This window comes from Paenibacillus sp. EB106-04-04-XG159, assembly GCF_058791835.1.
On sequence record NZ_JBYTDY010000026.1, the window covers coordinates 1 to 22,721 of the forward strand.

General features: G+C 37.9%; 27 protein-coding genes and 1 pseudogene. 3 read left to right on the plus strand and 25 right to left on the minus strand.

What is annotated here, in order from left to right; all coding sequences use genetic code 11:
• Window positions 1-154: 154 nt before the first annotated feature.
• The 16 genes and pseudogenes from AC3WTP_RS21745 to AC3WTP_RS21820 form a co-directional block, all read right to left on the minus strand.
• On the minus strand, window positions 155-409 hold the full coding sequence (locus tag AC3WTP_RS21745) for a hypothetical protein (RefSeq protein ID WP_492396720.1): 255 nt from the start codon (window positions 407-409) through the stop codon (window positions 155-157).
• Between the two features lie 188 nt (window positions 410-597).
• The gene (locus AC3WTP_RS21750) at window positions 598-894 is read right to left on the minus strand and encodes a hypothetical protein (RefSeq protein WP_492396721.1); all 297 of its coding nucleotides are present in this window, start codon (window positions 892-894) and stop codon (window positions 598-600) included.
• Between the two features lie 161 nt (window positions 895-1,055).
• Window positions 1,056-1,739 (minus strand): HAD family hydrolase, encoded by a 684-nt coding sequence (locus AC3WTP_RS21755; protein ID WP_492396722.1) that lies wholly within the window; start codon window positions 1,737-1,739, stop codon window positions 1,056-1,058.
• Between the two features lie 300 nt (window positions 1,740-2,039).
• Window positions 2,040-2,528: a DinB family protein gene (locus AC3WTP_RS21760; protein ID WP_492396723.1), complete on the minus strand. Its 489-nt coding sequence runs from the start codon at window positions 2,526-2,528 to the stop codon at window positions 2,040-2,042.
• A 151-nt stretch (window positions 2,529-2,679) separates the two neighbouring features.
• Window positions 2,680-3,168 (minus strand): GyrI-like domain-containing protein, encoded by a 489-nt coding sequence (locus AC3WTP_RS21765; RefSeq protein WP_492396724.1) that lies wholly within the window; start codon window positions 3,166-3,168, stop codon window positions 2,680-2,682.
• 207 nt (window positions 3,169-3,375) lie between these two features.
• Window positions 3,376-3,759, minus strand: a complete 384-nt coding sequence (locus AC3WTP_RS21770) for a VOC family protein (RefSeq protein WP_492396725.1) — start codon at window positions 3,757-3,759, stop codon at window positions 3,376-3,378.
• 136 nt (window positions 3,760-3,895) lie between these two features.
• Window positions 3,896-4,657: a kanamycin nucleotidyltransferase C-terminal domain-containing protein gene (locus tag AC3WTP_RS21775; protein WP_492396726.1), complete on the minus strand. Its 762-nt coding sequence runs from the start codon at window positions 4,655-4,657 to the stop codon at window positions 3,896-3,898.
• A 126-nt stretch (window positions 4,658-4,783) separates the two neighbouring features.
• The gene (locus AC3WTP_RS21780; RefSeq protein WP_492396727.1) at window positions 4,784-5,623 is read right to left on the minus strand and encodes a permease prefix domain 1-containing protein; all 840 of its coding nucleotides are present in this window, start codon (window positions 5,621-5,623) and stop codon (window positions 4,784-4,786) included.
• A complete protein-coding gene (locus AC3WTP_RS21785; RefSeq protein ID WP_492396728.1) occupies window positions 5,620-5,961 on the minus strand; it encodes a PadR family transcriptional regulator in 342 nt (113 codons plus the stop codon). The genes AC3WTP_RS21780 and AC3WTP_RS21785 overlap by 4 nt, the downstream gene beginning before the upstream one ends.
• A gap of 308 nt (window positions 5,962-6,269) precedes the next feature.
• Window positions 6,270-6,677: a VOC family protein gene (locus AC3WTP_RS21790; protein WP_492396729.1), complete on the minus strand. Its 408-nt coding sequence runs from the start codon at window positions 6,675-6,677 to the stop codon at window positions 6,270-6,272.
• A gap of 371 nt (window positions 6,678-7,048) precedes the next feature.
• Window positions 7,049-7,495: a hypothetical protein gene (locus tag AC3WTP_RS21795; RefSeq protein WP_492396730.1), complete on the minus strand. Its 447-nt coding sequence runs from the start codon at window positions 7,493-7,495 to the stop codon at window positions 7,049-7,051.
• Window positions 7,496-7,834: 339 nt separating this feature from the next.
• The gene (locus tag AC3WTP_RS21800; RefSeq protein ID WP_492396731.1) at window positions 7,835-8,095 is read right to left on the minus strand and encodes a type I restriction enzyme endonuclease domain-containing protein; all 261 of its coding nucleotides are present in this window, start codon (window positions 8,093-8,095) and stop codon (window positions 7,835-7,837) included.
• Between the two features lie 20 nt (window positions 8,096-8,115).
• Window positions 8,116-9,105 (minus strand): restriction endonuclease, encoded by a 990-nt coding sequence (locus AC3WTP_RS21805; RefSeq protein WP_492396732.1) that lies wholly within the window; start codon window positions 9,103-9,105, stop codon window positions 8,116-8,118.
• A 68-nt stretch (window positions 9,106-9,173) separates the two neighbouring features.
• The gene (locus tag AC3WTP_RS21810) at window positions 9,174-9,788 is read right to left on the minus strand and encodes a hypothetical protein (protein ID WP_492396733.1); all 615 of its coding nucleotides are present in this window, start codon (window positions 9,786-9,788) and stop codon (window positions 9,174-9,176) included.
• A 388-nt stretch (window positions 9,789-10,176) separates the two neighbouring features.
• Window positions 10,177-10,245 (minus strand): annotated as a pseudogene (locus AC3WTP_RS21815) (cell wall hydrolase); the annotation flags it as partial.
• Between the two features lie 208 nt (window positions 10,246-10,453).
• Window positions 10,454-10,945, minus strand: a complete 492-nt coding sequence (locus AC3WTP_RS21820; RefSeq protein ID WP_492396734.1) for a MarR family winged helix-turn-helix transcriptional regulator — start codon at window positions 10,943-10,945, stop codon at window positions 10,454-10,456.
• 190 nt (window positions 10,946-11,135) lie between these two features.
• Between AC3WTP_RS21820 and AC3WTP_RS21825 the strand changes: the two genes are divergently transcribed.
• Window positions 11,136-12,806 (plus strand): alpha-keto acid decarboxylase family protein, encoded by a 1,671-nt coding sequence (locus AC3WTP_RS21825; RefSeq protein WP_492396735.1) that lies wholly within the window; start codon window positions 11,136-11,138, stop codon window positions 12,804-12,806.
• A gap of 124 nt (window positions 12,807-12,930) precedes the next feature.
• On the opposite strand, the gene AC3WTP_RS21830 is transcribed toward AC3WTP_RS21825, so the two are convergent.
• From AC3WTP_RS21830 to AC3WTP_RS21855, 6 genes are all read right to left on the minus strand, one after another.
• A complete protein-coding gene (locus tag AC3WTP_RS21830; protein ID WP_492396736.1) occupies window positions 12,931-13,149 on the minus strand; it encodes a hypothetical protein in 219 nt (72 codons plus the stop codon).
• Window positions 13,150-13,334: 185 nt separating this feature from the next.
• Window positions 13,335-13,844 carry a GyrI-like domain-containing protein gene (locus tag AC3WTP_RS21835; RefSeq protein WP_492396737.1) on the minus strand — a complete coding sequence of 170 codons (510 nt, stop codon included), beginning with the start codon at window positions 13,842-13,844 and terminating at the stop codon, window positions 13,335-13,337.
• Between the two features lie 156 nt (window positions 13,845-14,000).
• Window positions 14,001-14,915: a helix-turn-helix domain-containing protein gene (locus AC3WTP_RS21840; RefSeq protein ID WP_492396738.1), complete on the minus strand. Its 915-nt coding sequence runs from the start codon at window positions 14,913-14,915 to the stop codon at window positions 14,001-14,003.
• A gap of 145 nt (window positions 14,916-15,060) precedes the next feature.
• On the minus strand, window positions 15,061-15,558 hold the full coding sequence (locus tag AC3WTP_RS21845; protein WP_492396739.1) for an LURP-one-related/scramblase family protein: 498 nt from the start codon (window positions 15,556-15,558) through the stop codon (window positions 15,061-15,063).
• 220 nt (window positions 15,559-15,778) lie between these two features.
• Entirely contained in the window at window positions 15,779-16,252 is a 474-nt protein-coding gene (locus AC3WTP_RS21850; protein ID WP_492396740.1) for an SRPBCC family protein, read from the minus strand.
• A gap of 44 nt (window positions 16,253-16,296) precedes the next feature.
• Window positions 16,297-16,761, minus strand: coding sequence for a DUF8821 family protein (locus AC3WTP_RS21855; RefSeq protein ID WP_492396741.1), 465 nt, complete (start codon window positions 16,759-16,761; stop codon window positions 16,297-16,299).
• 275 nt (window positions 16,762-17,036) lie between these two features.
• On the opposite strand from AC3WTP_RS21855, the gene AC3WTP_RS21860 reads away from it, so the two are divergent.
• Window positions 17,037-17,450, plus strand: coding sequence for a GNAT family N-acetyltransferase (locus tag AC3WTP_RS21860; protein WP_492396742.1), 414 nt, complete (start codon window positions 17,037-17,039; stop codon window positions 17,448-17,450).
• Between the two features lie 79 nt (window positions 17,451-17,529).
• Window positions 17,530-18,285 (plus strand): class I SAM-dependent methyltransferase, encoded by a 756-nt coding sequence (locus AC3WTP_RS21865; protein WP_492396743.1) that lies wholly within the window; start codon window positions 17,530-17,532, stop codon window positions 18,283-18,285.
• A 104-nt stretch (window positions 18,286-18,389) separates the two neighbouring features.
• On the opposite strand, the gene AC3WTP_RS21870 is transcribed toward AC3WTP_RS21865, so the two are convergent.
• The 3 genes from AC3WTP_RS21870 to AC3WTP_RS21880 form a co-directional block, all read right to left on the minus strand.
• The gene (locus AC3WTP_RS21870; protein ID WP_492396744.1) at window positions 18,390-19,262 is read right to left on the minus strand and encodes an AraC family transcriptional regulator; all 873 of its coding nucleotides are present in this window, start codon (window positions 19,260-19,262) and stop codon (window positions 18,390-18,392) included.
• A gap of 323 nt (window positions 19,263-19,585) precedes the next feature.
• Window positions 19,586-21,745, minus strand: a complete 2,160-nt coding sequence (locus AC3WTP_RS21875) for an Ig-like domain-containing protein (protein WP_492396745.1) — start codon at window positions 21,743-21,745, stop codon at window positions 19,586-19,588.
• A gap of 269 nt (window positions 21,746-22,014) precedes the next feature.
• The gene (locus AC3WTP_RS21880) at window positions 22,015-22,647 is read right to left on the minus strand and encodes a hypothetical protein (protein ID WP_492396746.1); all 633 of its coding nucleotides are present in this window, start codon (window positions 22,645-22,647) and stop codon (window positions 22,015-22,017) included.
• Window positions 22,648-22,721: the final 74 nt, after the last annotated feature.

Genomic DNA, 22,721 nt, shown 5'->3' on the forward strand with positions numbered 1-22,721 from the left:
TCTTAAGCTACAGCTACTACTGCCTTCGCTGTTCGGGACTTGAACCCTATAGATAGCGCCCATGCTGGGCGCACTAAGAAAAGGCATCCGACACAAAGTGCCGGCTGCCTCCAAAATTCTTATTGAATTAATGTGTCCCGTTAACGGAATAACTTCAGATAGATTTCTTTATTCCTTTACTTAGCCCTATTATTAATAAAACTAGTCCAAGTATCAAGAAAATCCCTACGAATAAATTATCAAAAACACCAGGCATAGTTGGTTCAGAAGGATACGAGCCAGACCCGTTTATTTTTACTGGAGCCGTATCACCAATCCATTTAAAAACTGCTATAAATCTTTCTACTGTGAACAAAATACCACTTAATGCAATCAGTACCAAACCAGATATAAAACTGCTCTTCCACATTTGTTGTTCACCTCGCTTGAAATTATTTATAATCCTCATCGACTAACCATAATCCTTAATATCAATCATACATTGGTGATTACAGCACATAACTTATTGCGCTAATCTGCGCGTTAGGTGAACAAAGGGCTGCCTCTTGGCAGTCCAATCAATATTGTGCTATCGTGTCCCGTTAGTTCAATAAAACTTTAAGGTTTAGCCTTAATTTTTTTATACATGTTTAACACTATCTTTATTATTAGAAAAATTATAATCACATTCAAAATAAAAGAAAGAAGATTGATTGATAATCCTGCATTACCATTAAAAAAATTATGCCCCAACCACATACTGGTTGTATTATTTTGATAAATTGTTACATGTGAGAACGGAAAGCCATATTTATATCTACCCATACCTTCGGTATAAAACTCACTTGGAAGTGCAAATGGTATCAAAATACAGATTAAAAAACTTAAAGCTATGTATTTCTTATTTAAACTCACCCTAAGAACCTCCCTACATTTTTTCATTACATAATAGTTCCTATATGACATCAAGTATCCTGCCCGGTAGCTAAATAAAATGAGCTGGCTGCGGTAGCCTGCTCAACATGATGTGTTATTGAACTATCGTGTCCCGTTAGCTCAACGGTAGCTCTAACTCATCAGCAATGTATAATTTCAAGCAATTCAGATGGTCTTGTCAGTTTTTTGTAGTCTGTAATTCTTTCACTTATGTATGTCGGAATAAACCATGTAGCATGATATGTTGACATTCCAACTTTTGTTGCACCATCCAACTCGTTCGATCCACCATCACCAATAAATAAGGATTCAGTAGGAGAAACGCCCATTCTCTCACATGCGAGATGATAAATCATGGGATTTGGTTTTGCTAATTTAACTTGATAAGAAAATACAGCATCATCAAAATATTTTGATAATGGGGAGGAACCCCACGCTGTTACTTCTTCTGCCGTACAATTACTTATTAAACCAATCTTTATACCCATTTCTTTTATTTGATCTAAAGTAGATAAAATTGCATTATCAATGTTATTGAATGGTATCAATTTAGCAGTAATACGTTCTCTATGTAAGGTTTCAATAATTTCATCATTAACATCATGACCCATGGTGCTAAATATTTCTCTTAAAACAGAAGGAAAGTCAGAATATGAGCCATTCATTCTTTTTTCTTGTCTTACGCTCCACTCATTATCAAATATCTTTGTCTCAAATCCAAGTTGCTCTACCATGTGCGCTGAACGTGGAGCCTTTCTTTGTCCATTTTCATATTCTGAAATAAGTGTTTCAAATAAATCAAAGTAAATAGCTTTAATCCCCATCTTTTTCCTCCTTAATTAAGATAATATCTCTCATCCACCTAAGAATATTACCATATTATAGAACAAACTTCTTTGTTGTATCGCTAAAGTCGATCATTGAGAAACACTTCGGATTGAAATTGAGAGAAATGGTCAACGTTAAATCGGTGACCGCTCCTTATATTTTATCGTGGAAGAACTTCATTTCTAATCAAATTAACTGTCGGCTGCCACACGTAATCCTGCCCGTTTGCTTAATGAAAAATGGAGCATCTGCCAACCGGCAAACTGCTCCATGATGTTTTCAACTAACGTGTCCCGTTAGCGTAATAACTGGGGTTTGATGAGATCTTTGCCAATAACATTAGCTGAAACAGGCTTTTTGCCAACTTCTCTCGCCCAGACCGATAGTTGGCCAATATGGTGGATTTCATGTGCGATTATGTGACGCATTACTTCACCCCACGCATCGACGACCATTTTCCCGTCCGGTCGGGGATCGTAAAATGGGCGAGTCTCCATACCTACGTCCCAGGAATGTACAAACGGTTGCACTTCAGCCCGGAACGCTGCATCCAGGTTGCGGACTTTCTCCAAACTACTGTAACTTTCAAAACTTTCTTGAAAATCCGATTTTCCCTGCAGGGCACGAATCCAACTCCACTCCACATCGATAATGTGAAAAAGAGTATGCAAAATCCCTCCGACTCCACCTGTACGAATACGAAGCAGTTCCTCCTCCGGTACGTCCTCACACCACCGGTACCATTCTTCCCTGACCAACCAATTGTAACGGAACATAACTTGCATGATATTCCTCCGCTTCTTTCACTATTTAATTTAAGCTTACTATTCTGTCGAACAAAGAGCCTAATGTTGAATCGTCCTTCTCGTGATCTATACACTACCACATATTAGAACTATTTTGCCTGTTAGCTTAATCCACATTTGCGTAATGCCATTACTTCTTGCGAACGGGAAAGCAAATATCCGTAACGGACTCCGCAGACTCAGGACCATGATTTCTTTCATCGTAGATTTCGATATTATATAGCCCAGCGAGTTCATATCCGCTTCCTATTAACCACGTAGAGTATAAATAAGCATGTACGGCACCTGCATTTTCGAAAGGACCATCGAATGTAAATAAAACATAAGTATTGGCTGGGATCTCTCTAACGACCATTTCATCCGGAATGTCCTCGGTCGAAGAAACCTCAACACCAATAAAAAATTCAAAAAGGTCCGTTTCGGGATTATAATCTTCAGGGTCCGTACTAAGACCAAATACTTCTTTTTCGTTAATGCAACTTTTGACTTCCACTCTTCTTTCCATGAAATTCTCCGATAGATTAAGCGACGTCCGATTCTGTTGCACATCATAGAGAGTTACGTTAGCCGCTAAACCGATTAATGTCATGGATGGCTTTTCGATTATGGTTGCTTTCATGTACATCCTCCTTAATGAATCTGATTCAAGAAAATTTCATTGAACTTTTTGCAGAAGTATTATTCTGGTATTTTTTCATTCGTCAATTATTCGCGAATTGATTGAACAATCCTGCCGGTTAGCGAAAAAACGGCTGCCGATGCATGCCGGCTGCCGCTTCTTAGTCTTATTTATCCAGCTAAAGTTCTCCGTTAGCTGAATGACAAATTACTTGGGCCATCCACCCCAAATATCGAGTTTATTTCCATCTGGGTCATAGGCATAAAAATTAAGACCACAGCCCCCATTATCTTCAATCTCCGATACCTTAGCTCCGTTGTTCTTCATTTGGCTGTAGAGTCCGTGAAAATCATTGACTTCCAAAGTAAGTGCACATTGTTCCGTTCCACCTATTTGAATGTAATTTAGATTTGTCTGCTCAGGAGTCTTAATTAAAAAAATGGCTTGTCCCGAAGGGATACGAAGCTGAGCCTGATTTTCATGAACGGGTCTCATTAACTCTAAACCTAAATTATGCACATACCATTGGGCCGATTCTTCTGTATCGGTTGTAGGGATGTAAATGCAGTTAATTTCTTTTACAATACTCATCACATCGTCTCCACCTTAAATTTGGAATCTCACCTGATTGTATCATTCATTTGTTATTTTCTGGTATATAAAATGAATAGAGTTTCAACTATCGCACCCGTTTGTTCAATGTTTAGTTACCTTTTATAATAGACTGTCACAGTTCTAAAACTTCGCTTCGGTATTCAATTCCTAAATCTTCAAGCAAATTATTCAAGCCAAACCACAAGTTTTCACAAAGTAGATAGAGCTCTTCCTTTTCAGATAGCTCACCACTTATTACTTTTTTTGCTAACTCAACATATCCTTTTGGCTTAATTGGTTTTTCTATGGATTCCTCCAGAGTCACAGCTCTACTGGTGTAATATTGTTTATTCAACAATCCAATCAATTTAGCAATTTGCCACGTGAAATCAAAAACAGCACGGGGCAGATAAGAGAGGTTATTGGAAACTCGGATATTTCGAATCTTGCCCATAGTTTCGTACGGCTCCCAAATCATAAATTCTGCTATTACTTCTCTAAATGCTTCTTCAGGTACCGAGAGTGCAATTTCTCTCGTCTTATTAAATATACCTTTTGGATCATACAAGGAGGTAATATGTATGAAGCTACCCACTTTAATCGCCCATCCATCGTCCACCGCACTTGCTTGATCTAACCATTCTGATTTCTGCTTTGTTGAAATCTCTAATTTAAATGGATGATAAATTAATTCACGGCTAGGTATATTCGCTCCATCTCTACTAATTACGTGCAATTCTATATCTGAATAAGGACCCTCTTTTTCTTGAGCCACTGAACCATAGATACCGATTGCCTCAATGTCTTCTTCGTATTTATCTAATAACCTGTTCTTTATCTCATTAATAAAATCCAATTTCTCATTTCGGCTAGTTTCAGCTGGAAAAGGTATCATGAAAGTCCTCCTGTTGTTGTAATTTCTTATATTCTATCATCCCTTAAACTATCCCGAAGGGCTGCCTCTTGGCTGCCCAATCATTATTGCTATCGTGTCCTGTTAGCCTAATCAAATAATTATTGATTAGATTTGAATACGTTTAATATACTTCTTATTCGTCAAAAGGAAGACCGCGAAACCTATGATGTTAAAAAACAAGAAAATTAGCATCCACATGACGCTCGCTTTCTTTGTCGTATGGAAAGCAAAGACACTTGCCCAGATTGTGAATAAAACCCAATAAAGAGCGATTCCCAAAATTAGAATTAAAAAAGATATTACATAACCGAATGCTGACGTGTCTACAAACCAATATCCCCTGCCATTACCGCCGCTATAGTATCCTTCCCATAGCCATTTTGGTGTATCATCTCCTTTAGAGTAAGTATAAACAGGCTTCGCATTCTCCAAGTAATTAAATAATTCCTCCCCCTCTAAAGGTTTCCCATCTAAACCTTCGGTATAATAAATTTCTATATTGTGAACTCTCTTATTGGTTTGTACGATGGATTCAACTTCTTTTTTTACTTCTTCCGTGATTGATTTGTGGTCTTTTAGAATGTCAATTATCTTTTCGTTAATGCGATGAGGAAAATCATGACTGCTCAAATAATCTCGTTGATACAGGAATTGAAACGAAAATATAGCGACGATAAGTACCGTTATAGCTGCAAACAACACCCCTTTTGCAAATAGCCTTTGTTTATGATATAGCTGAGAAATTTCGGAACGCAATTCCTGTTCTCCACCAAAACGTTCAATTGCAATTTGGACTGCATCCTGTTCCGATACCCCTTCTTTTTTCAATTCGTGAACTGCTTCCAGAAGGTGGCTTCTCATTTCAGCTTTTAATTCTTTTATTTCTTTTTTGTTTCCACCAGCGTTTTGATAGACAGAATCGACAAATGCTTCGATTTGCTTCATTTCCTACATCCCTCCTCCAAAAATGAATCAATTATTTCTTTGATGAACCGCCATTCCAACCGTTTTTGTTTGAATGTTTCTTCGCCCAAGGGCGTGATTCTATAATATTTCCTTCTTCCGCCTGGTCCTTGATCTTCACTCCAGTAAGAAGAAATCCACTCGTTTGTTTCCATCCGCTTCAGTGATAAGTAAAGAGTTCCTTCTTTTAATTCGAATTGTTCTCTGCTTTTTTCTCGTACTAATTTGGCAAGTTCGTATCCGTACATTTCTTTGTTGAATAACAGGGAGAGTACTATCGTGTCTATATGACCTTTTAATACCTCTTTATTAACTTCCATATTCTCACCTCCATACCACCCACAATTGTAATTATTTGTAATTTATTTATAATACAGATTACTCTATAATGCAAGGTATAAAAATCTTTTCACCCTCGAAGATTTAACTATCCTGCCCTTCAGCTTAATAAAATAAGCAGGCTTCGGCAGCCTGCTCAACATTGTGTGTATTCAACTATCGTACCCTTAGAATGATTGTTACAAAGATAAGACCGGATTTAGTGTATTGCGCTCCTGTCTTATCCTTTTTACTATTTTGGCTATGTTAAACCGTATTGTTGATTCTAAAGCTTGTCTGCGGCAGAGATCTACTCTACGAAATTTGATTTACCATGAGCCACTAACATATTTCCGCTAGGGTCATAAAAATCGAAATCCATTCCAAGGATCTCTGTTTCTCCGGATTCGGTTCTAATAGCCCCTCTGTCTTTTCTTACCTCACCAATTATTACATCTTTTCTCTTTAGGTCGGACAGCAACTTTACGATATCCGCTGCTTCAAAACCGATAACTACCGACATCGTTCCCTGGTGCGATTCCCTTTCGCACAGAAAGATCGATGGACCCGAAGGGAGAGCAACTATTGCCATTTTATTGTCCCATCGTTTAAAGTGTAGCTCGAATCCTAGTTTACTTATGTACCACTCCATAGATTCCTCAAGATTTTTAACTGGAACTTGTAGAAATGAGACACAGTTTATAATTGTTTCTGCCATTTTAAATGGCCTCCTATAAAATTAATTGTACTCCTTCTGTATTCTCCTTATAGATAAATTTTCCTGAGTGGACTTTGTATAATGTCTGCCAGCTACAAAAGAACATGCCATATATTCGAAAGTATCAATATCAACAATTGGATTTAACATAGCCACTATTTTAAACTCACCATTAATTCGACTTTTTGCATCACAACTATTTGTGATACGGTTCACCGTAACGGGTCTAACGGCGAAAACGTGGTTGTTATTGTCAAAGAAATACACTATGATTTTGAAAATACTAAAGGCAGAGATAGCCTGAACGATTCTATGTCCCAGTCTAACTCTGCCTTTATCAAGTTTTTAAAACTTTTACCAAAAGCATTCTGTTAAAAATAGCCCTCATCTTCGAGTTCTTTCTTTACTGCCTCTTCTATTCTAGCCCATTTTGCCTTATTTATATCTGGTATGCCATTCGCTTCATTTAATCTTTCTTCTTCTTCCTCTTCATCTTGGAACTTTTTAAACAGAATAAGTTCATCTAGGCGAGAAAGGAGTTCGCTATTAATATTCGCATCGACATATGTAGTATCGCCATTTGAGCTTTTTATTAAGTCTTCTTGCTGATTAGCAAACCTTTTAACTTGTTCTTCGTTTATAAACTCTTTATTTATAACCCTTACATCACGAATTGAAAGACAAAGGCACTGCAATAACTTTTCTAGTTCACTTGATACCACGACATCAGGCAGACCTCGCTTGATATATTTACTATACTTTAGAACCCTCATTAACATTATATCTGCATTCAAGGAGAGTAGTTCGTTCTTGTTCAATTTGTTATCCTCCGCTAATGTTATGTATTAGATCAATCTAGATATTTCTTGAATCGGTCTCTCTGAGAGGGACTATTATATATCCCCCTCCAAAAGTTGTCCATTCTCCTTCATCTAATTCTTTGCTTTCTCCATCGTTGAAGCTGGTGTCTAAAAAAGTCTGGCTAGTCAAGCCCCACCACCATACAATCACGATGGAGGATTTGACACTCTCATTATATACACAGGACGTGCAAACCTAATCTTACCAAGTTAATCCACTCTATACTTCTTAAAATTCTCTGCCTGCTCAAAATTTCTTTAAATATTTCATCTTTTGGAACTGGTGGATATCCATTATCAGCAAGTGTTAAAATCAAATCTACTTTTTAATTCTGCCTTGATATCTTTACGGTGCGACCAATCAGTGTATCTAGCTTTGTCGTTAATGATTTTTTTTATCTCTTGCGAAAGTTTCAGCAGTTTATCATGTGCGTATTCAAATTTATTTTTTTCGGCAATTGCCTTCAAAATATCGTAAAAAGCTTTTCCCTCAAAATCAATTCCAAGATCTATCGGGACACTGAACGCCAGCGTCGTCCATCCCCGCGAGTGCTTCAAGACCGCGACTCTCAGCAACGTTAATAAGGAACATACACCTTTTTTAAGGGTAACAGTGATTGTGTCTCAGCAGTCATTTTTTCATACCATTCGACTACCAAATCAACTAACTCAGACAGATCAAGTAATTTCACACTATGCTGTTGTGCAACATTCTTCGCCTGAGAAGTAAACCCACCTGTTGATACAAATAGACTGCTCGAGCTTATTGGATTTGCACCTAGTAATTGTTGAATTTCCGGCCCACCAGCAGCCATATTACGATGCTTGACTTGTACTTTGATGATGGGCTTTTCAAAACCAAATGCATCACGATGAGCAATAATATCCACGCCACCATCTGGTCCTTTGGGGCTAACCCTCACTTGATACCCCATTGCCTCAAGCAAACCACCAATTAAGTCTTGCATTTGCCAAGCATCGAGTTTGTCAATTGCATCCTCTAGCAGTGTCATTGCCTGTTCGATAAAATTTGAATTGTCACTAACCTCATCATCAGCTTCATCCGGGGTTGTGTGAGGAGGAACTGGTTGGTTCCCTTGGAGCAGCGCTTCAAATTCAGTACCCCAACTATCAACCCGGAATACTGTTGATATACCCCCAAGGGAGTTCTTGGCTCCCTGAGATAGCTGATCTCGGGAAATACGTTTCGAGTTCCATGCGACTCCAACAATGTTAGGGTAATAGTCGCTTATCATTGTGGGATTAAATGAATAAAGCTGATTCACCTTTCCAACTATGTATTCTCGAGTTTCTTTTAAATAAGTTATGATGTTATCCCCAACTGTTATTTCCCTGCTAAACTTCCACACCTGACTTCCCCAATTAATACGTGTTCCTGGCTTCTCCTTAGGGTAAGCTACATGAGCCTTTTCTATTAACTTGTCTCTTGTTGTGTAATTCAAAGGGTTACCGAGGTCAGCCCAGCCGATTGCGGCTACTTGCTTTGTCATCCATACGGGAATTAATTCATTATTATCCCCTGCTCTTACCATCCACCATTTAGACATTTCAAAATCCTCCTAGGTAACTTGAATATTCTTAAACGGCCTTGGATTTTTCCTTTAATGATTTACTTCTATACAATCATATTTGAACCATTATAGTCTATCGGTGTAGTTATATAATCCGATCTATTTTCATTCCAAGTTACATGAACAACTTCTATTTCTGGTGTCTTTCTGTACCTTGCCCATCTGTTATAATAGTAGTCCTTGTAAGCTTGGGAAAAAAACTCGGGTGGCATTTCAGAAGTTGGTAACATATTATGTTCCTTTTTCGTTATAGTCACACCGATCGCATAAAAAGTCATAATGTCTCTTACAAATTCCTTGGTAAAATAACTTTCCTTGCAATGTTTTAATAGGGTATCAAACATAAATTTGCGCGGAACAATATGTTCGTGCTGTAATTTTTCATCCCTTGGAAGCCCATCCTTTATTTTATATACACGTTTAGGCCTGTGGATTTTCGTCAGTGCTTCTACAGTCCAATAGGGGTTTCCTATAATACCATTCGGACTACCGTTCAAATTTTTAGTCCAATATGGTATATAATCATCTCTAATTGCCCTCTCAACTGAGCCGTAATCCTTCTTTTGAGTAAGGTCAAACCATATCGAGTATATGATATCCTCCGGTGTCCTTTTGTTCCAGAAAGGTTTACTATTATTCGGCTCAAATATATTCACCATTTTACAATATACACCCCCTATACTCTCATAGAAAGAGCAAAATAGTTGGATTAAAGTTGTTGAAATTTCTCACCTTATATATTTATACAAAGGGGATTATAAAAAGCTTTCACATTCAAACATGTACCTAAAAAATTGCGTCATTTATGGTACGGTTCACCGTACCATCTAAATAGCAAAATTTCTGTCTGCCGCCGCGTACGCGCGCCCATCACAGAAATACAAAAAACAGCTATATAAATTGAATTATTGAATTACACGTTTATACACAGCCGATCAATGGCTTCCATTGGATTTTGGTTCACACGCTATATAAATCGGCTGACGGCAATTCGGATTTTGTAAGTTTTATCGTAAAACACATTGTGAATGACATCGCTTTTCAGCCATTTCCAACAAGGAGCATGCCCGTTTCGCCTTCGGTCTCAGCTTCAGCTCGAAGCAACCTTGCCAACATATCAATATCGAAATACTATATTTGGGATTCATGAGGAACGGGCCTTTATATAAAATACCAAAGCCTCATCCTTGCAAAAGTGTTTAGACTTTGGTATTTCAGTTGAATGAGGTGATCGGCGAAAAACAAAGAAATTGCAATTGGCTAAAGCATTCGATACGATCCTGTTTATCATCAGCCTCGTTTTTTTAACATACCGGAGATTTTGCTAAATGATTTCAGTTGGTATATTTTCTTTATTTGTCTTCTGGTTCCAAACATCATAACCTGAACGTTTTACTGATAATTTTTCCATAATTTCAATCCATGACTTTTCATGACCAGCATCGAATTGTGAAAAGATTGATGATAGATGCTCGCGTTGTCTATTGCTAAGTTCTTTTTCTAACTTCTCTCCTTCATCTGTTAAAAAAAGCTGTTTGACTCGGCGATCATGCTCCGCCTCTTTACTAAACATTAAATTTTTCTCAATTAATATGCGCATCGGTCCATGCAGCGCTTGTTTGCTTATTTCTAATAACTCTAACAGTTCGTTTACACTAAGACCTGGAAATCTGGAGACAAAAAATAAAATACGATGATGCACACGCTGGATTCCGTACTTTTGAATAATTAGATCTGGTTCTTCGGTAAATGTTTTATAAGCAAAATAAAAAAGTGCTAGTACCTCATTCATTCGCTTTTCTTTCTCTAGATCCATAATAATCCTCCCGCTTTCTTACCTTTTGACACAAAACACATTGGAACCTCATTTCATGCCCATTCCCTTTACATTAATATACTACATTCCTTTCTCTTTAAAAAAGGGTCAATGTAATTGACCTAAACTAATTACTCTGTTATACTGCGATTAAGTCAATAATATTGACATAATTTTTGAGGTGATAAAAATGAAGAATGTATATACAATTGGAAACTATTTATTAGACCGTTTATCAGAACTAGGTATTCGTCATATCTTTGGCGTGCCTGGAGACTATAATTTATCTTTTTTAGATGACGTAATTGAATATGAAGGAATAGATTGGGTTGGCAATTGTAATGAATTAAACGCCGCTTATGCAGCCGACGGCTATGCGCGAGTGAATGGAATCGCTGCTTTAATTACAACATTTGGTGTTGGAGAATTAAGTGCGATCAATGGAATTGCAGGATCTTATGCTGAACATGTGCCGGTTGTTAAAATTTCAAGTCTTCCAACAACAAAAGTTATGAACGATGGGTTATATGTGCATCACACACTAGGTGACGGTAGGTTTGATCATTTTTCTAACATGTTTAAAGAAGTAACGGTTGCTCAAACACTGTTAACACAAGAAAATGCAGCACAAGAAATTGACCGCGTCCTTCTTTCATGCTGGAGGGAAAAACGACCTGTTCATATAAACTTACCTATTGATGTGTACAATAAACCGATTAACAAACCATCCAAACGATTACTTGATGATATTGTTTCAAGTAACCAAGATGCTCTACATCAGCTTCTTACAGAAATAACACCTATCATAAATCAAGCGAAAAGCCCTGTTATTTTGGCAGACTATGAAGTATATCGCTATCAAGCACAAGAAATGCTTCAGCATTTCGCTGAAAAAACTGGGTTCCCTGTTGCTACATTAAGTATGGGAAAAGGTGTTTTCAATGAAGAACATCCGCAGTTTATTGGTGTTTATAACGGTGATTTAAGTTCTCCTTATCTACAAAAGCGCATCGATCAAGCAGACTGTATCATTAGCATCGGTGTAAAGTTAACGGATTCAATTACAGGAGGCTTTTCTCATGGATTTTCAGAAGAAACCGTCATTCACATTCATCCTTTTTCAGTAAAAGCAAAAAACAAAAAATATGCACCTGTTACAATGAATGAAGCGTTATTATCATTAAGCAATGAAATTGAACAAAGAAAATTCGAGGATTTAAACATTATTTCTGTTAATTCCCAAACAACTAAGGATCAGTATGTTGTAAAAGAAGGCATGATTACGCAAAAATGTTTTTTTGAACGAATTTCTCATTTTTTAAAAGAAAAAGATATATTATTAGCAGAACAAGGCACATCCTTTTTTGGAGCAACGATGATGCCTCTGCCAAAAGATACAACTTTTATCGGTCAGCCTTTATGGGGATCTATTGGATTCACACTTCCTGCTTTATTAGGAACACAGCTGGCTGATCAAAGCCGACGCAACATTCTATTAATTGGAGATGGTTCATTTCAACTGACAGCACAAGAAATTTCAACCATGCTTCGTCAGCAGATCAAACCCATTATTTTTTTAATCAACAATGACGGCTACACGGTCGAACGCGCCATTCACGGCGAGGACCAAGTATATAATGATATTCAAATGTGGGACTATCACAAAATTCCTGATGTACTAGGTCCTAAAGAACGCAGCCTAACTTTTAAAGTACAAACAGAACCGGAACTTGAAGAAGCATTAGAAGCAGCAGAACGTGACTGTGATCATTTGATTTTTATTGAAGTTGTCATGGACCGCGATGACAAACCCGAATTGCTCAACCATCTTTCAAAACGATTTGCGACTCAAAACATTTAATCCTATCTATAACGGCAAGTTTTAGGCCATCCTTTACGGGATGGCCTTTTCCTTTTTTGACTTTACTTAACTATCGTATCTTTAGATTGGGTATTAATTTTTCCAATAAAATACATTCGTTTTACTAATAAAATGCCCTTCTACCATGTAATCGATTAATTATTTTGATAATGAAAGTCGTGGCACCGTTGTTCCGCTCGGCAATAAAGGTGGTGGTAGGCTCATCCTTCGGAGCAACGACAAGCGTCTGGTAGCCGTCCTCGTTGCGTTCTAGTCTGTCCGTCACGAGAAATTCGACCCCATGCTGATCCTCCATTTCGCCCAGGATCCTACGTTCGTACACATACCCGCTCTTCGAGAAGAAATATAAATAAATAATGACGACTGTCAAAGCCATGATGCCAAAAAAAACGAAAACCTTTTTCGTTTCTTATTGTAGGCATTCACTCTTTTATCAATCCTCTCACTCTTGTATTTAACTATCTTAGTTGTCCGAATCTGCCTGTTGTTGTTTTGCTATTGCAAAGGTTACTTCGCTCGAATGGGGAAGTACACATCAATTTCAGAATTTGGATCAGTCGGCTGAGTATAGCGCTGGTCATAAAACTCGAATTCATATTTGCCGGTTAATGTGCCTCCGTCGTATTCGTATGGACTGTTCGGAAGCCAATGTCCCCAGAAATGTCGAAACGCATCGCTAATTCCGTCAAGCGGACCGCGATGAGTCAGCACGATATAGCGCGCAGACGGCACTTCGATGCGCGTCATGCCCTCGGGGATGGCGCTATCCTGATATACTTGCACTGCGGCCGTATAGTCGAAGGGCGCGCCAGGCGGGTTTTCCGGATGTTGAAGCATGAGCCCAAAGCTGCGCCAGCCGAGCATACCCGGAATTTCAGGAATGCGCTTGCCAAATCTACCCCAAAGCTTGGCAATAGCGTTCTCAGAAGGTGGCAAACTAGAATCAAAATGAATCGTTTCCGTGATCCCAACAACGGTGAAGGCAGGTTTCTCGATGATTTTGGTTTCGATAATCATGGTAAGCACTCTCTCCTTAAACGCCAATTTATAAGAATTTATCCCCATCTTAAAGTACGAATGTTCCCCTGTAAACAATCTTTTTCTCCAAAGAAAAAAGCTTACCCATCCTAGGGCAAGCCAATTAAAACAACATAGTTAGTTCAAGATTCTTAACTATTCATTTTTGATCACAGGCAACAAATAATCAAGAATAACCTTCTGTCCTTTTTCTAGCGGTGTGCAATATCTGTCGTATGTGTAGACATCACACCAATAAAAGTTATCAACATCAATTTTATATCCTGTTTTCTCGATCGCTTCAGAACAAATTAAGTATGCACAATCAATAATATCGTTAAGGTTATCGGCTTCAATCCATACTTTAGCAACTGTTCCTGCGGATATATTTTCTGTATACATATTCTCTGGAACAGGTGCATCAAGTTCTACAAATTTACCTATGATATATTGGAAATTATCTTTTCCAACAAATTTACTCATATGCCCAAGTCCAATATAATCATCAATATCTTTGCAAACCCATCTTTCTATTTCTTGAATTCTGTCAAAAACACCTTCCTTAAATGCTGAACCCCAGCACTCTTCTCCCGCCTTTTGAAACGAAGTCATTTTCATCATACCTACAATTTTACGAGCCCCAAATTCCACATACTCGATTTTCTTAAGCTCGGCCATAATTCGTTTTCCTCCTACAATTCTAATATTGGTAAAGGAGGTTCGAGGATAATCATTAAGCTGTACTCCAGCCTTTCTAATACTAGAAGGTGAAACCTTGTGGTGCTCTTTGAATGCTCTTGTAAAAGCAGCATGAGAATTGAAACCATATTTCATAGCTATGTCAATAATCTTTTCACTGCTATTTCTGATATCATAACCCGCCAACGTCAATCGACGTCTCCTCAAATACTCACTAATCGTGATTCCTGTAATATATACAAAAATACGCTGAAATAAGGGAGCAGGACAACCTGCAATTTTAGAAATAACACGATAATCAACTTCATCTGAGCTAGGTATAATATTCTCTAAGTATTCCACTACACACTCAAAAGCTTTAAAGTTATCCATTACGCGCACCTCCTCTCGCATAAAAATTATAGGAAATTGTTCGCCATATCCCTTTACAAGAACTGTACATTTTTTGTAAAGAAAAACGCACTATTATATTAACAAAATAAGCAGGCTACCGCAGCCTGCTCAAGCAGTCCCTATATTAATTCGCCGCTGATGAGGAAGCAGCTGCATGGTCAGCCTTCACACAATCAATGGCGACAACGAGCGCAATCATGATGGCTTCCATCTCCTCATTCAAGATTTGAACCTTGTAGCTATCGCCCCAAGTGAACCACTCCTTGTTCACTTCACCTATGACTACACCATGCTGTGACACCTGAAAATCCATATCCCACCAGTTACCAAGTACCTCAATGTCAGCTGCATCAATCGTATAGCGTGCTTTAAGGAAAGAAAACTCCTTCTTAATCGTTAATATCTCTCGACCATTTACCTCAACAAAAAACTTCGGTAAAAAACTGAACACCTTTTTCGTAATAAGTGCAACTTCATCTCTAGTCGTATTCATAATGGAGAAAGTCTTTGGGATTTGCATAAAACTGCCCTCTACGTAATAGACATCCTTCTCCTCCTGATTCTTTACCGTAAATTTGCCACTTAGACTGAATACCTTCTGCTTTATATAAAGTTGCTTCATACTACGCCTCCTGCAATATTGCATATTATTAAAGCACAGATTTCATTATATATATTACTAGTGATAGAAAAGTTTGCATACCTTACTAGCTATTCAACACAATAAAAACTTATTTACTTATGATGCGGTTCTCCGCGCTGTTTGTAACGGCAAGTTTTAAGGCCATCCACGACGGATGGCCTTCTCATTGAAAGATTTGAACAATTGATTACCGTTAGCGTCAGGACATGCTTGCCAAAAGCTCTGCAAGACGATCCATGGTCTGTTCGGCACCTGGGACGGCATATGTTTTCACCTTGCCGAATACATCGGCACTTTCATCAAAAATAGAGCTATACGTGAGTTTGGTCTTCCCATCCAGGTCATCAAAGGTTGCTGTCGCCAAAAAATGGGGAAATACATCATGTTTGAAGACGATTCGCTCTGGTTTAACGACCTCGACAATGACGTGGATATTGGGAAAATCAACGCCATCAGGACTATGCATAATAAACTCCCATATACCGCCCGGTTTCATATCAAACTTCTGAAAAGTCGACTTAAAACCTTGAGGTCCCCACCATTTCGACAGGTGCTCCTCTTTCGTCCAAGTATCGAACACAAGATCGCGAGGAGCATCAAATACGCGGGTAACCTCAATCTCGCGTTCACCTACCCGCGTTGCGCTTTTATTTGTTTCGTTGTTTTGATTCATGTCCATCCCCCCAAAATGATCATTCATTTACGCTTTTGCTTACTTTAATATTGTCCTTTAATTACAAAAAACGAGCCCCGAATGGTTCCGGCTAGTTTAGATTTCTGCCTAGCAAACTTAAACTTCTCTTCTAACTCCTTTGGTACCTCCATCCCCTCAGAAAGCTTAAAGCCAACGGCCCGCTTCTTAGGGTCATCAACTGTATACATGACATTGATCGCAAGACCATCCTCATAAAAAACGTAGGCAAATTGGATGTTTTCCACTTGAAACCGCGACGTTTCTAAAGGTTTTGCCGCAAACTCAATATTACGTTCTTCTTTCAAAATGCGGTTCACATAATCAAGGGTCTCCTGACTTTCCCTAGCTGGTACAACCGTAAATTCATGCTTGTATTTGTTCATAAAGTAACGGGCTTCATTCGCACGTAAACCAGCAAGCGTTTCTGCTATAGGTGAGGACTCTAATCCAACCACAGACACATTTTTAAAATCAACGATATACGACATTCCCATCGCTCCTTCCTATTATTCACACAAGAGATAATTGCCCACATAGACTGGTATTAACAGAAAACTCTTTAAATATACGACATTGTTACGTCTTTTATGATACGCATCACCGTATCACTTGATAGGGTAAACTCGAGTTCATCTATGCAATAATGAGATTGATCAGGCAGATACGTTTGCAATTAAGTTCAGAGCATTATATCACTTACTACAAAATATTCCAATGGTAGACTTGATAATAGGAGATTATTTATATATTACGAGGTGAAATCTTGAACATTAGCTATGATGATATAAAAAAAGATCTACCATGTGAGCAGTTGTGCCGTTTATTTATGTCAGTAGGTTGGTGTCATGGAGTGTTAACACCAGAGCAAAAAGAAAATTTTAATATTGGATTTCTTAATTCAACTCTTGTTGTTTCCGCATGGGAAGATGATCATTTAGTAGGAGCTGTAAGAGTGCTAAGTGATAAAGCATTCAGATCTATAATTTATGATTTGCTTGTTGATCCGGAATATCATAATCAAGGAATTGGTAAGGAGTTGGTTAGACGGTGCATAGAGCACTTCCCAAATTCAGAGTGGTTAGTACAAACAACAGAACAAATTTATACTTATTATGAGAAAATGGGATTTAGGGTTAATAAAGATGTTTTTTTAACCATACCATCAAAGTATTTTTAAGAGTGTTATTATATTACTTTAACTTAGCAATATATCACTGTTATGAGCATTCAGGAGTATGGAAATGAGGTGATTGCTGGTGCTAGAACAAAGAGAAATGATAAAAATAAACAAAAGTGGCTGGGATAAAGTCGCTGATCAATTTTTCGAAGGCTCGTTTGACATTCTTGACTATGGTGCATATGCGCCAACAGAGGAAGAATTAAATTTACTTGGACAAATTCAAGGTAGCGTTATTTTAGAAGTAGGTTGTGGAAGCGGTCATACCTTAGAATATCTCGCTGCACGCGGAGCACGAGAGTTATGGGGCGTAGATCTATCCAGTACGCAAATAAAGACAGCAAAAGAAGTTGTTTCGAAACTAGATACTCCCGTCACCTTTATTGAATCACCTATGGAAGATATACCGGGTCTTCCTGAAAGCTATTTTGATAAAGCCATCTCTATATACGCACTTGGGTGGACAGTAGATTTATCAAAAACGCTAAGCAATATATATAGAAGCCTAAAGTCCGGCGGTATTTTAGTCTTTAGCTGGGAACATCCTGTACACAGTGTTGTTGAATACGCGAATGAACAATTAAGGTTTAGACGTTCTTATGTAAATGAAGGATTTGAAAAACATGACTCTTGGAGGGGCACACCGATAGTCATGCACAATCGAAAAATAAGCACCTTCATTAATGAACTTATTAATGCTGGATTTGTTATAGACAAGGTAATTGAGGATTCAAAGGTTAACGACGATGATACAAGTAATTCAAGTAAGTGGTACTCTGGTGCAAAAGCTAGAATTATACCTTCTACTTTGATTATTAAGTGTCATAAAGACTGATTAAGTGTATCTGATCCTTCAACGGCAAGTTTTAAGGCCATCCTTTGTGGGATGGCCTTACATTCAGAAATAATGTCCCCATACTGCAGAACAAACCTTTTTCATTATATATTCTTAACCGGTATCCAAATCTCGCTTCTATAATTGGGGGAAGATACATCCTTACCTTCATTCCATAATATCTCCGGTCCCATAGTAAGCTCATAATTTGCGGAGGGAAACCATTCCGAATAGATCCGTCCCCAGACATTTTGTAATGTATCAGGAAACGGTCCCACAGCTTCGAATATAGCCCATGTCAGTGCAGGAACCTCTAGTTTTACTAAATTTTCAGGACAATCCTTAGTTGTAGCTACACCAATATAATGGTCAAGTTCCCCATTCTCCTCCATTCGCCCTTCAGAAAAATTTGTAGACGCTGAAATCAATCCCTTTGGTTCGATATCCGAGAGTGCTTTGAGTTGAACGATGTCCTCCGTCGTTAAGCTTCTCCACATGGACTCGATTTCCGAATTCACACCATTAAACTGAATGGGTACCCTCTTCATGATGCCCACAATTCGGAATGGTCCCTTTTCTACAATACGATAATGCATTACGTTTCCTCCCTGTACGATTAATTGAAAGGTCATACGTGGATAGGCCTTTAATGAAGGTCCAATGGACTTTGCCATAGAGGGCGACATCCCATGTAGAGCTTGAAAAGCTCTTGAAAAGGCATCTGCTGAGTTGTATCCGTACTTCATCGCCACATCAATAATTCTTACATCGTTAGTTTGAAGCTCAAATGCGGCAAGTGTCAGGCGTCTCCGACGGATGTATTCCGATAGCGTAATCCCTGCAAGATATGAAAACATCCTTGAAAAGTGATACTCGGAACAATAAGCCCGCCTCGCGGCTTCCTTCAAATCCAACTCTTCCGTGAGATTTTCTTCAATATATTCCATAGCCTGATTCAGATTCTTAAGCCAATCCACTTGAATAACCTCCCTTCATGTACAGAGTAGCAAAGTACGATCATAGGCATCCGACATTTCATGTACGATTTTGCAGGGTCGCCAAAAGAAGTTTTAACAGAAATGTTTCGATTTGATGAAACCACTCAAATCACGCTAAATGTAAATAATCAAAATAATCAGGAAAATCACGTTTATTTTAACGCTGGATTTAAAAAGAAAGAGACTTTATGGAGTTAATCCATTCTTATACAAAACCATGGAATAAAATGAGAGCTGTCACAAAAGTCACTTTTATGACAGCCCTTTTCATTTTTTACATGCACAATAAATGTAAGTGTTTGTTATTTAGAAGCAACTTTTATGACTGTTGATTCACTTATGTTTCCAGCCTTGTCTTTAGCCACAACAGTTAGGCTTGTGCCTGCTTTTTGGGCTTTAATTTTCACATTGAATTTTCCTTGTGCATTTGCTTTTGCTTCCCCTACTAATGTTTTCCCGTTATAAACTTGTACAGTAGCATCTTTTTCAGTTGTACCTGTAACTGATTTAGATGTTGCCGTTACTTTATCTACTTTAGGAGCATCAGGTGCAGTGAAATCTGGCATGTTTGTTAAAGAAGGCAGACCAGAGATATAACCAATACCACCTGTTTTATTAATACCAATTTGTTCGTCAACTGCTTTAAGTAATTCATCTTTATTAACAGCTGTAATTGATTTAGCACCTACTTCATCACCAGGATGCTGGAAATTACTGAAAATATATGAGAATCCATTGCGGTCATCAGCAGCAAATAATCCAGTTGCTTCCGCTCCTGCTGGAACAGATAAGACACGATCTAATTCTTTCGTATCAACATTATATGCCCAAACGTAGTTATTTGTATGAGCTCCACTATCTTCACCGATAAAGAGTGTTCTCATTGATTCAGAGTAACTTAAGTTATCTGGATTGGCTACTTTATCTACATTTGCAGTATTTCCAAATGAATCAGCTTCTTTTAAATCTTCACCAACAACTAATCCAGACATTGATGGTGCTACATAAGAGCTATTAATAGCCTTTCCTTTGCTATCCTTTTGACCACCTTGCAAATCTAATTGATAAGTTACACCAGCTTTAATTTTTGGTAATTGAATATGGTCTGCTGGGTCTTTTCCTGTTGAATCTTTTTCCATAGCCTTACTTTGATCGGAAATTGCGATATATACTTTTTTATCCTTTTCGTTTAGTGCTACACCTTCCATTTTGTTAAATTCAGTAGTCGCACCAAGCATTGCTGCGTAACGGCGTGTTTCAAGGAAGGCTGCTGCTTTTTCTTTACCGGGTTTAAGTTTTAGGTACTCAACTTTTCCTTCATTTGAGTATGTTTTAATAGCTGTAAAACCTTCTTTAGGAGCATCTGAAGTTTCAAAAATATCATTGAATGTAATGCCGCTGTCAATAATATCTTTCACTTCTTTATCCGTTGCATGTCCTAAATTAATCCATTGCAAGTCTCCTGAACCACCGTTTTCAGTACCTGTTTGTTTAAATTTAGCTGCATATAATGTACCTGATGATAAATCTTTTTCTTTGTCAGCTACATACATAAATAATCCTGTATTACCACCATCATCACCGTAAAATACAGTTTTGTTATCAGGCATGACTTTCGCTAACTCATGAGAGAAACGTCCTGTACTGTAATGTTTTACAACTGATGTTTTACCATTCTTCTCTACTGCAATTTCAGGAGTGTAGCCGTAGAAATAAGGATTAGCCTTTGCTTTATCTCCAAAATAGAATTGAGAGAATGTTTCAACTTGACTTCTTACTTTCGAAGTTGGATCTAAGAAAAGTCGTGCATCTGGTTCGTACTCTTCAGAGCCTAAATGTGTATTCCAAGGAGATAATGATCCGTTACATGGAATCCAAAGTCCATTTACTACTGAAAAATCAATTTTTTCTACTTTTACAGGTTTCAACTCACCTGTTTCTTTGTCCTGTTCCAACTCAGTTAAAGACATAGATGCTGGAACTAAACCGTATGCTGATTTACCAGCAGCATCGATGGTTTGATATTCATAATGTGTAACCATATAAAGCTTTCCATTAATAGGCATTAATAAGCTGTTTGAATCCGGAGCATCGGAAACAAAGTATTCTCCGTCTGTGCTGCTTGGATCCTTAATTGGATTTCCTTTTACATCAATTGGTGTTCCTGCAGGGATTTTTCCACCTTTAGCTGTTGCAACCTTATCTTCCGATTTAAATAGGTAGTTGTATGACAACGGAAATGTTTTTACTATTCCATTGCTATATCTCACATCAACTGTTGCGGTTGTATACGTTTTTACCATTTCTTCAATAGTAGATGGTGCTTTCATTCCATTAAATTTAACAGCTTCTATTGTTGTATTTTCCTGAGCATTCACTGCTGTCGGTAATAATGCTGGAACTGTAATAGCTAGAGCAAGTGTTAAAGTAGCACCTTTTCTCACAAGTTTGTTATTAATCATCTAATAATCCTCCTTGTAGATTCCTTTTATACAGTTCTATTAAACTATGTGATTGTTAACTTACTGTACATTTTATTTTGATTTTTTATAAACATTTGATTGAAGCTGATTATCGTTCAAATTTATAATACCGTTCACCAAAAACAGCACCATCCACACGAAATGGAATGGTGCTGTCTCTGTTTTTCAAAAAAACCTCATTTACTTATGATACGGTTCATCGCGAATGATCTTAAAATAACCTGCCCGCTTGTTCAATCATTTTTTCGTTAGATTACCCTCAATGATTCTAACTCTCGATAAACTTCCTCTGTAGCACAGTCGGGGTTTAGCATTCGAATCATCTCCATCGTAATAGGGACACCCTCATAAACTTTTTCAACAACATCTACTGACAGTGCTGCTTCAAAATAATCTATCGCGAATTGCACGAAATCCTCTGGTGTCTGGTAAATCGCACCTATCAAAAAATGTGAACCATCATCAGCTTCTTTCGGCATTTTAACTTTTCCCTTTTGCCAGCTTGAATCACTATTTCTACGCCATATACAAAAAGTCACAGCTTCTTTTTCAATTCCTTCATGTTCGAGTAGAGGTAATAATTCATTTGGAACGTTATCATAGATCCCCGGCCATACCCTATGTTCGTCTTGTGCATATGGACTTAGTAGAGACTCATGATCAAATCCCTTTATGATGGTGCCTTCATCGGAAAACAATATGATAAGATGGTCACCTGCTCCATTATCTATTTTTGCCATACAAACACCTTTATCCCATTCATGATCAAAGCTATGATAACGAAGCCATTCAGTCTCACAAAGAATCGTATTTAGAGCCGCTTGAACAAGCATAAGCTTTTTTAAGCCTTCCGATTCAGGTAATTGTTCTAATGTACTCATAACCTTCCCCCCGGTAAATAAAATATCAGATTGACTCAAAAAATCATAGCATTCCTTTAATAACGACAGACACT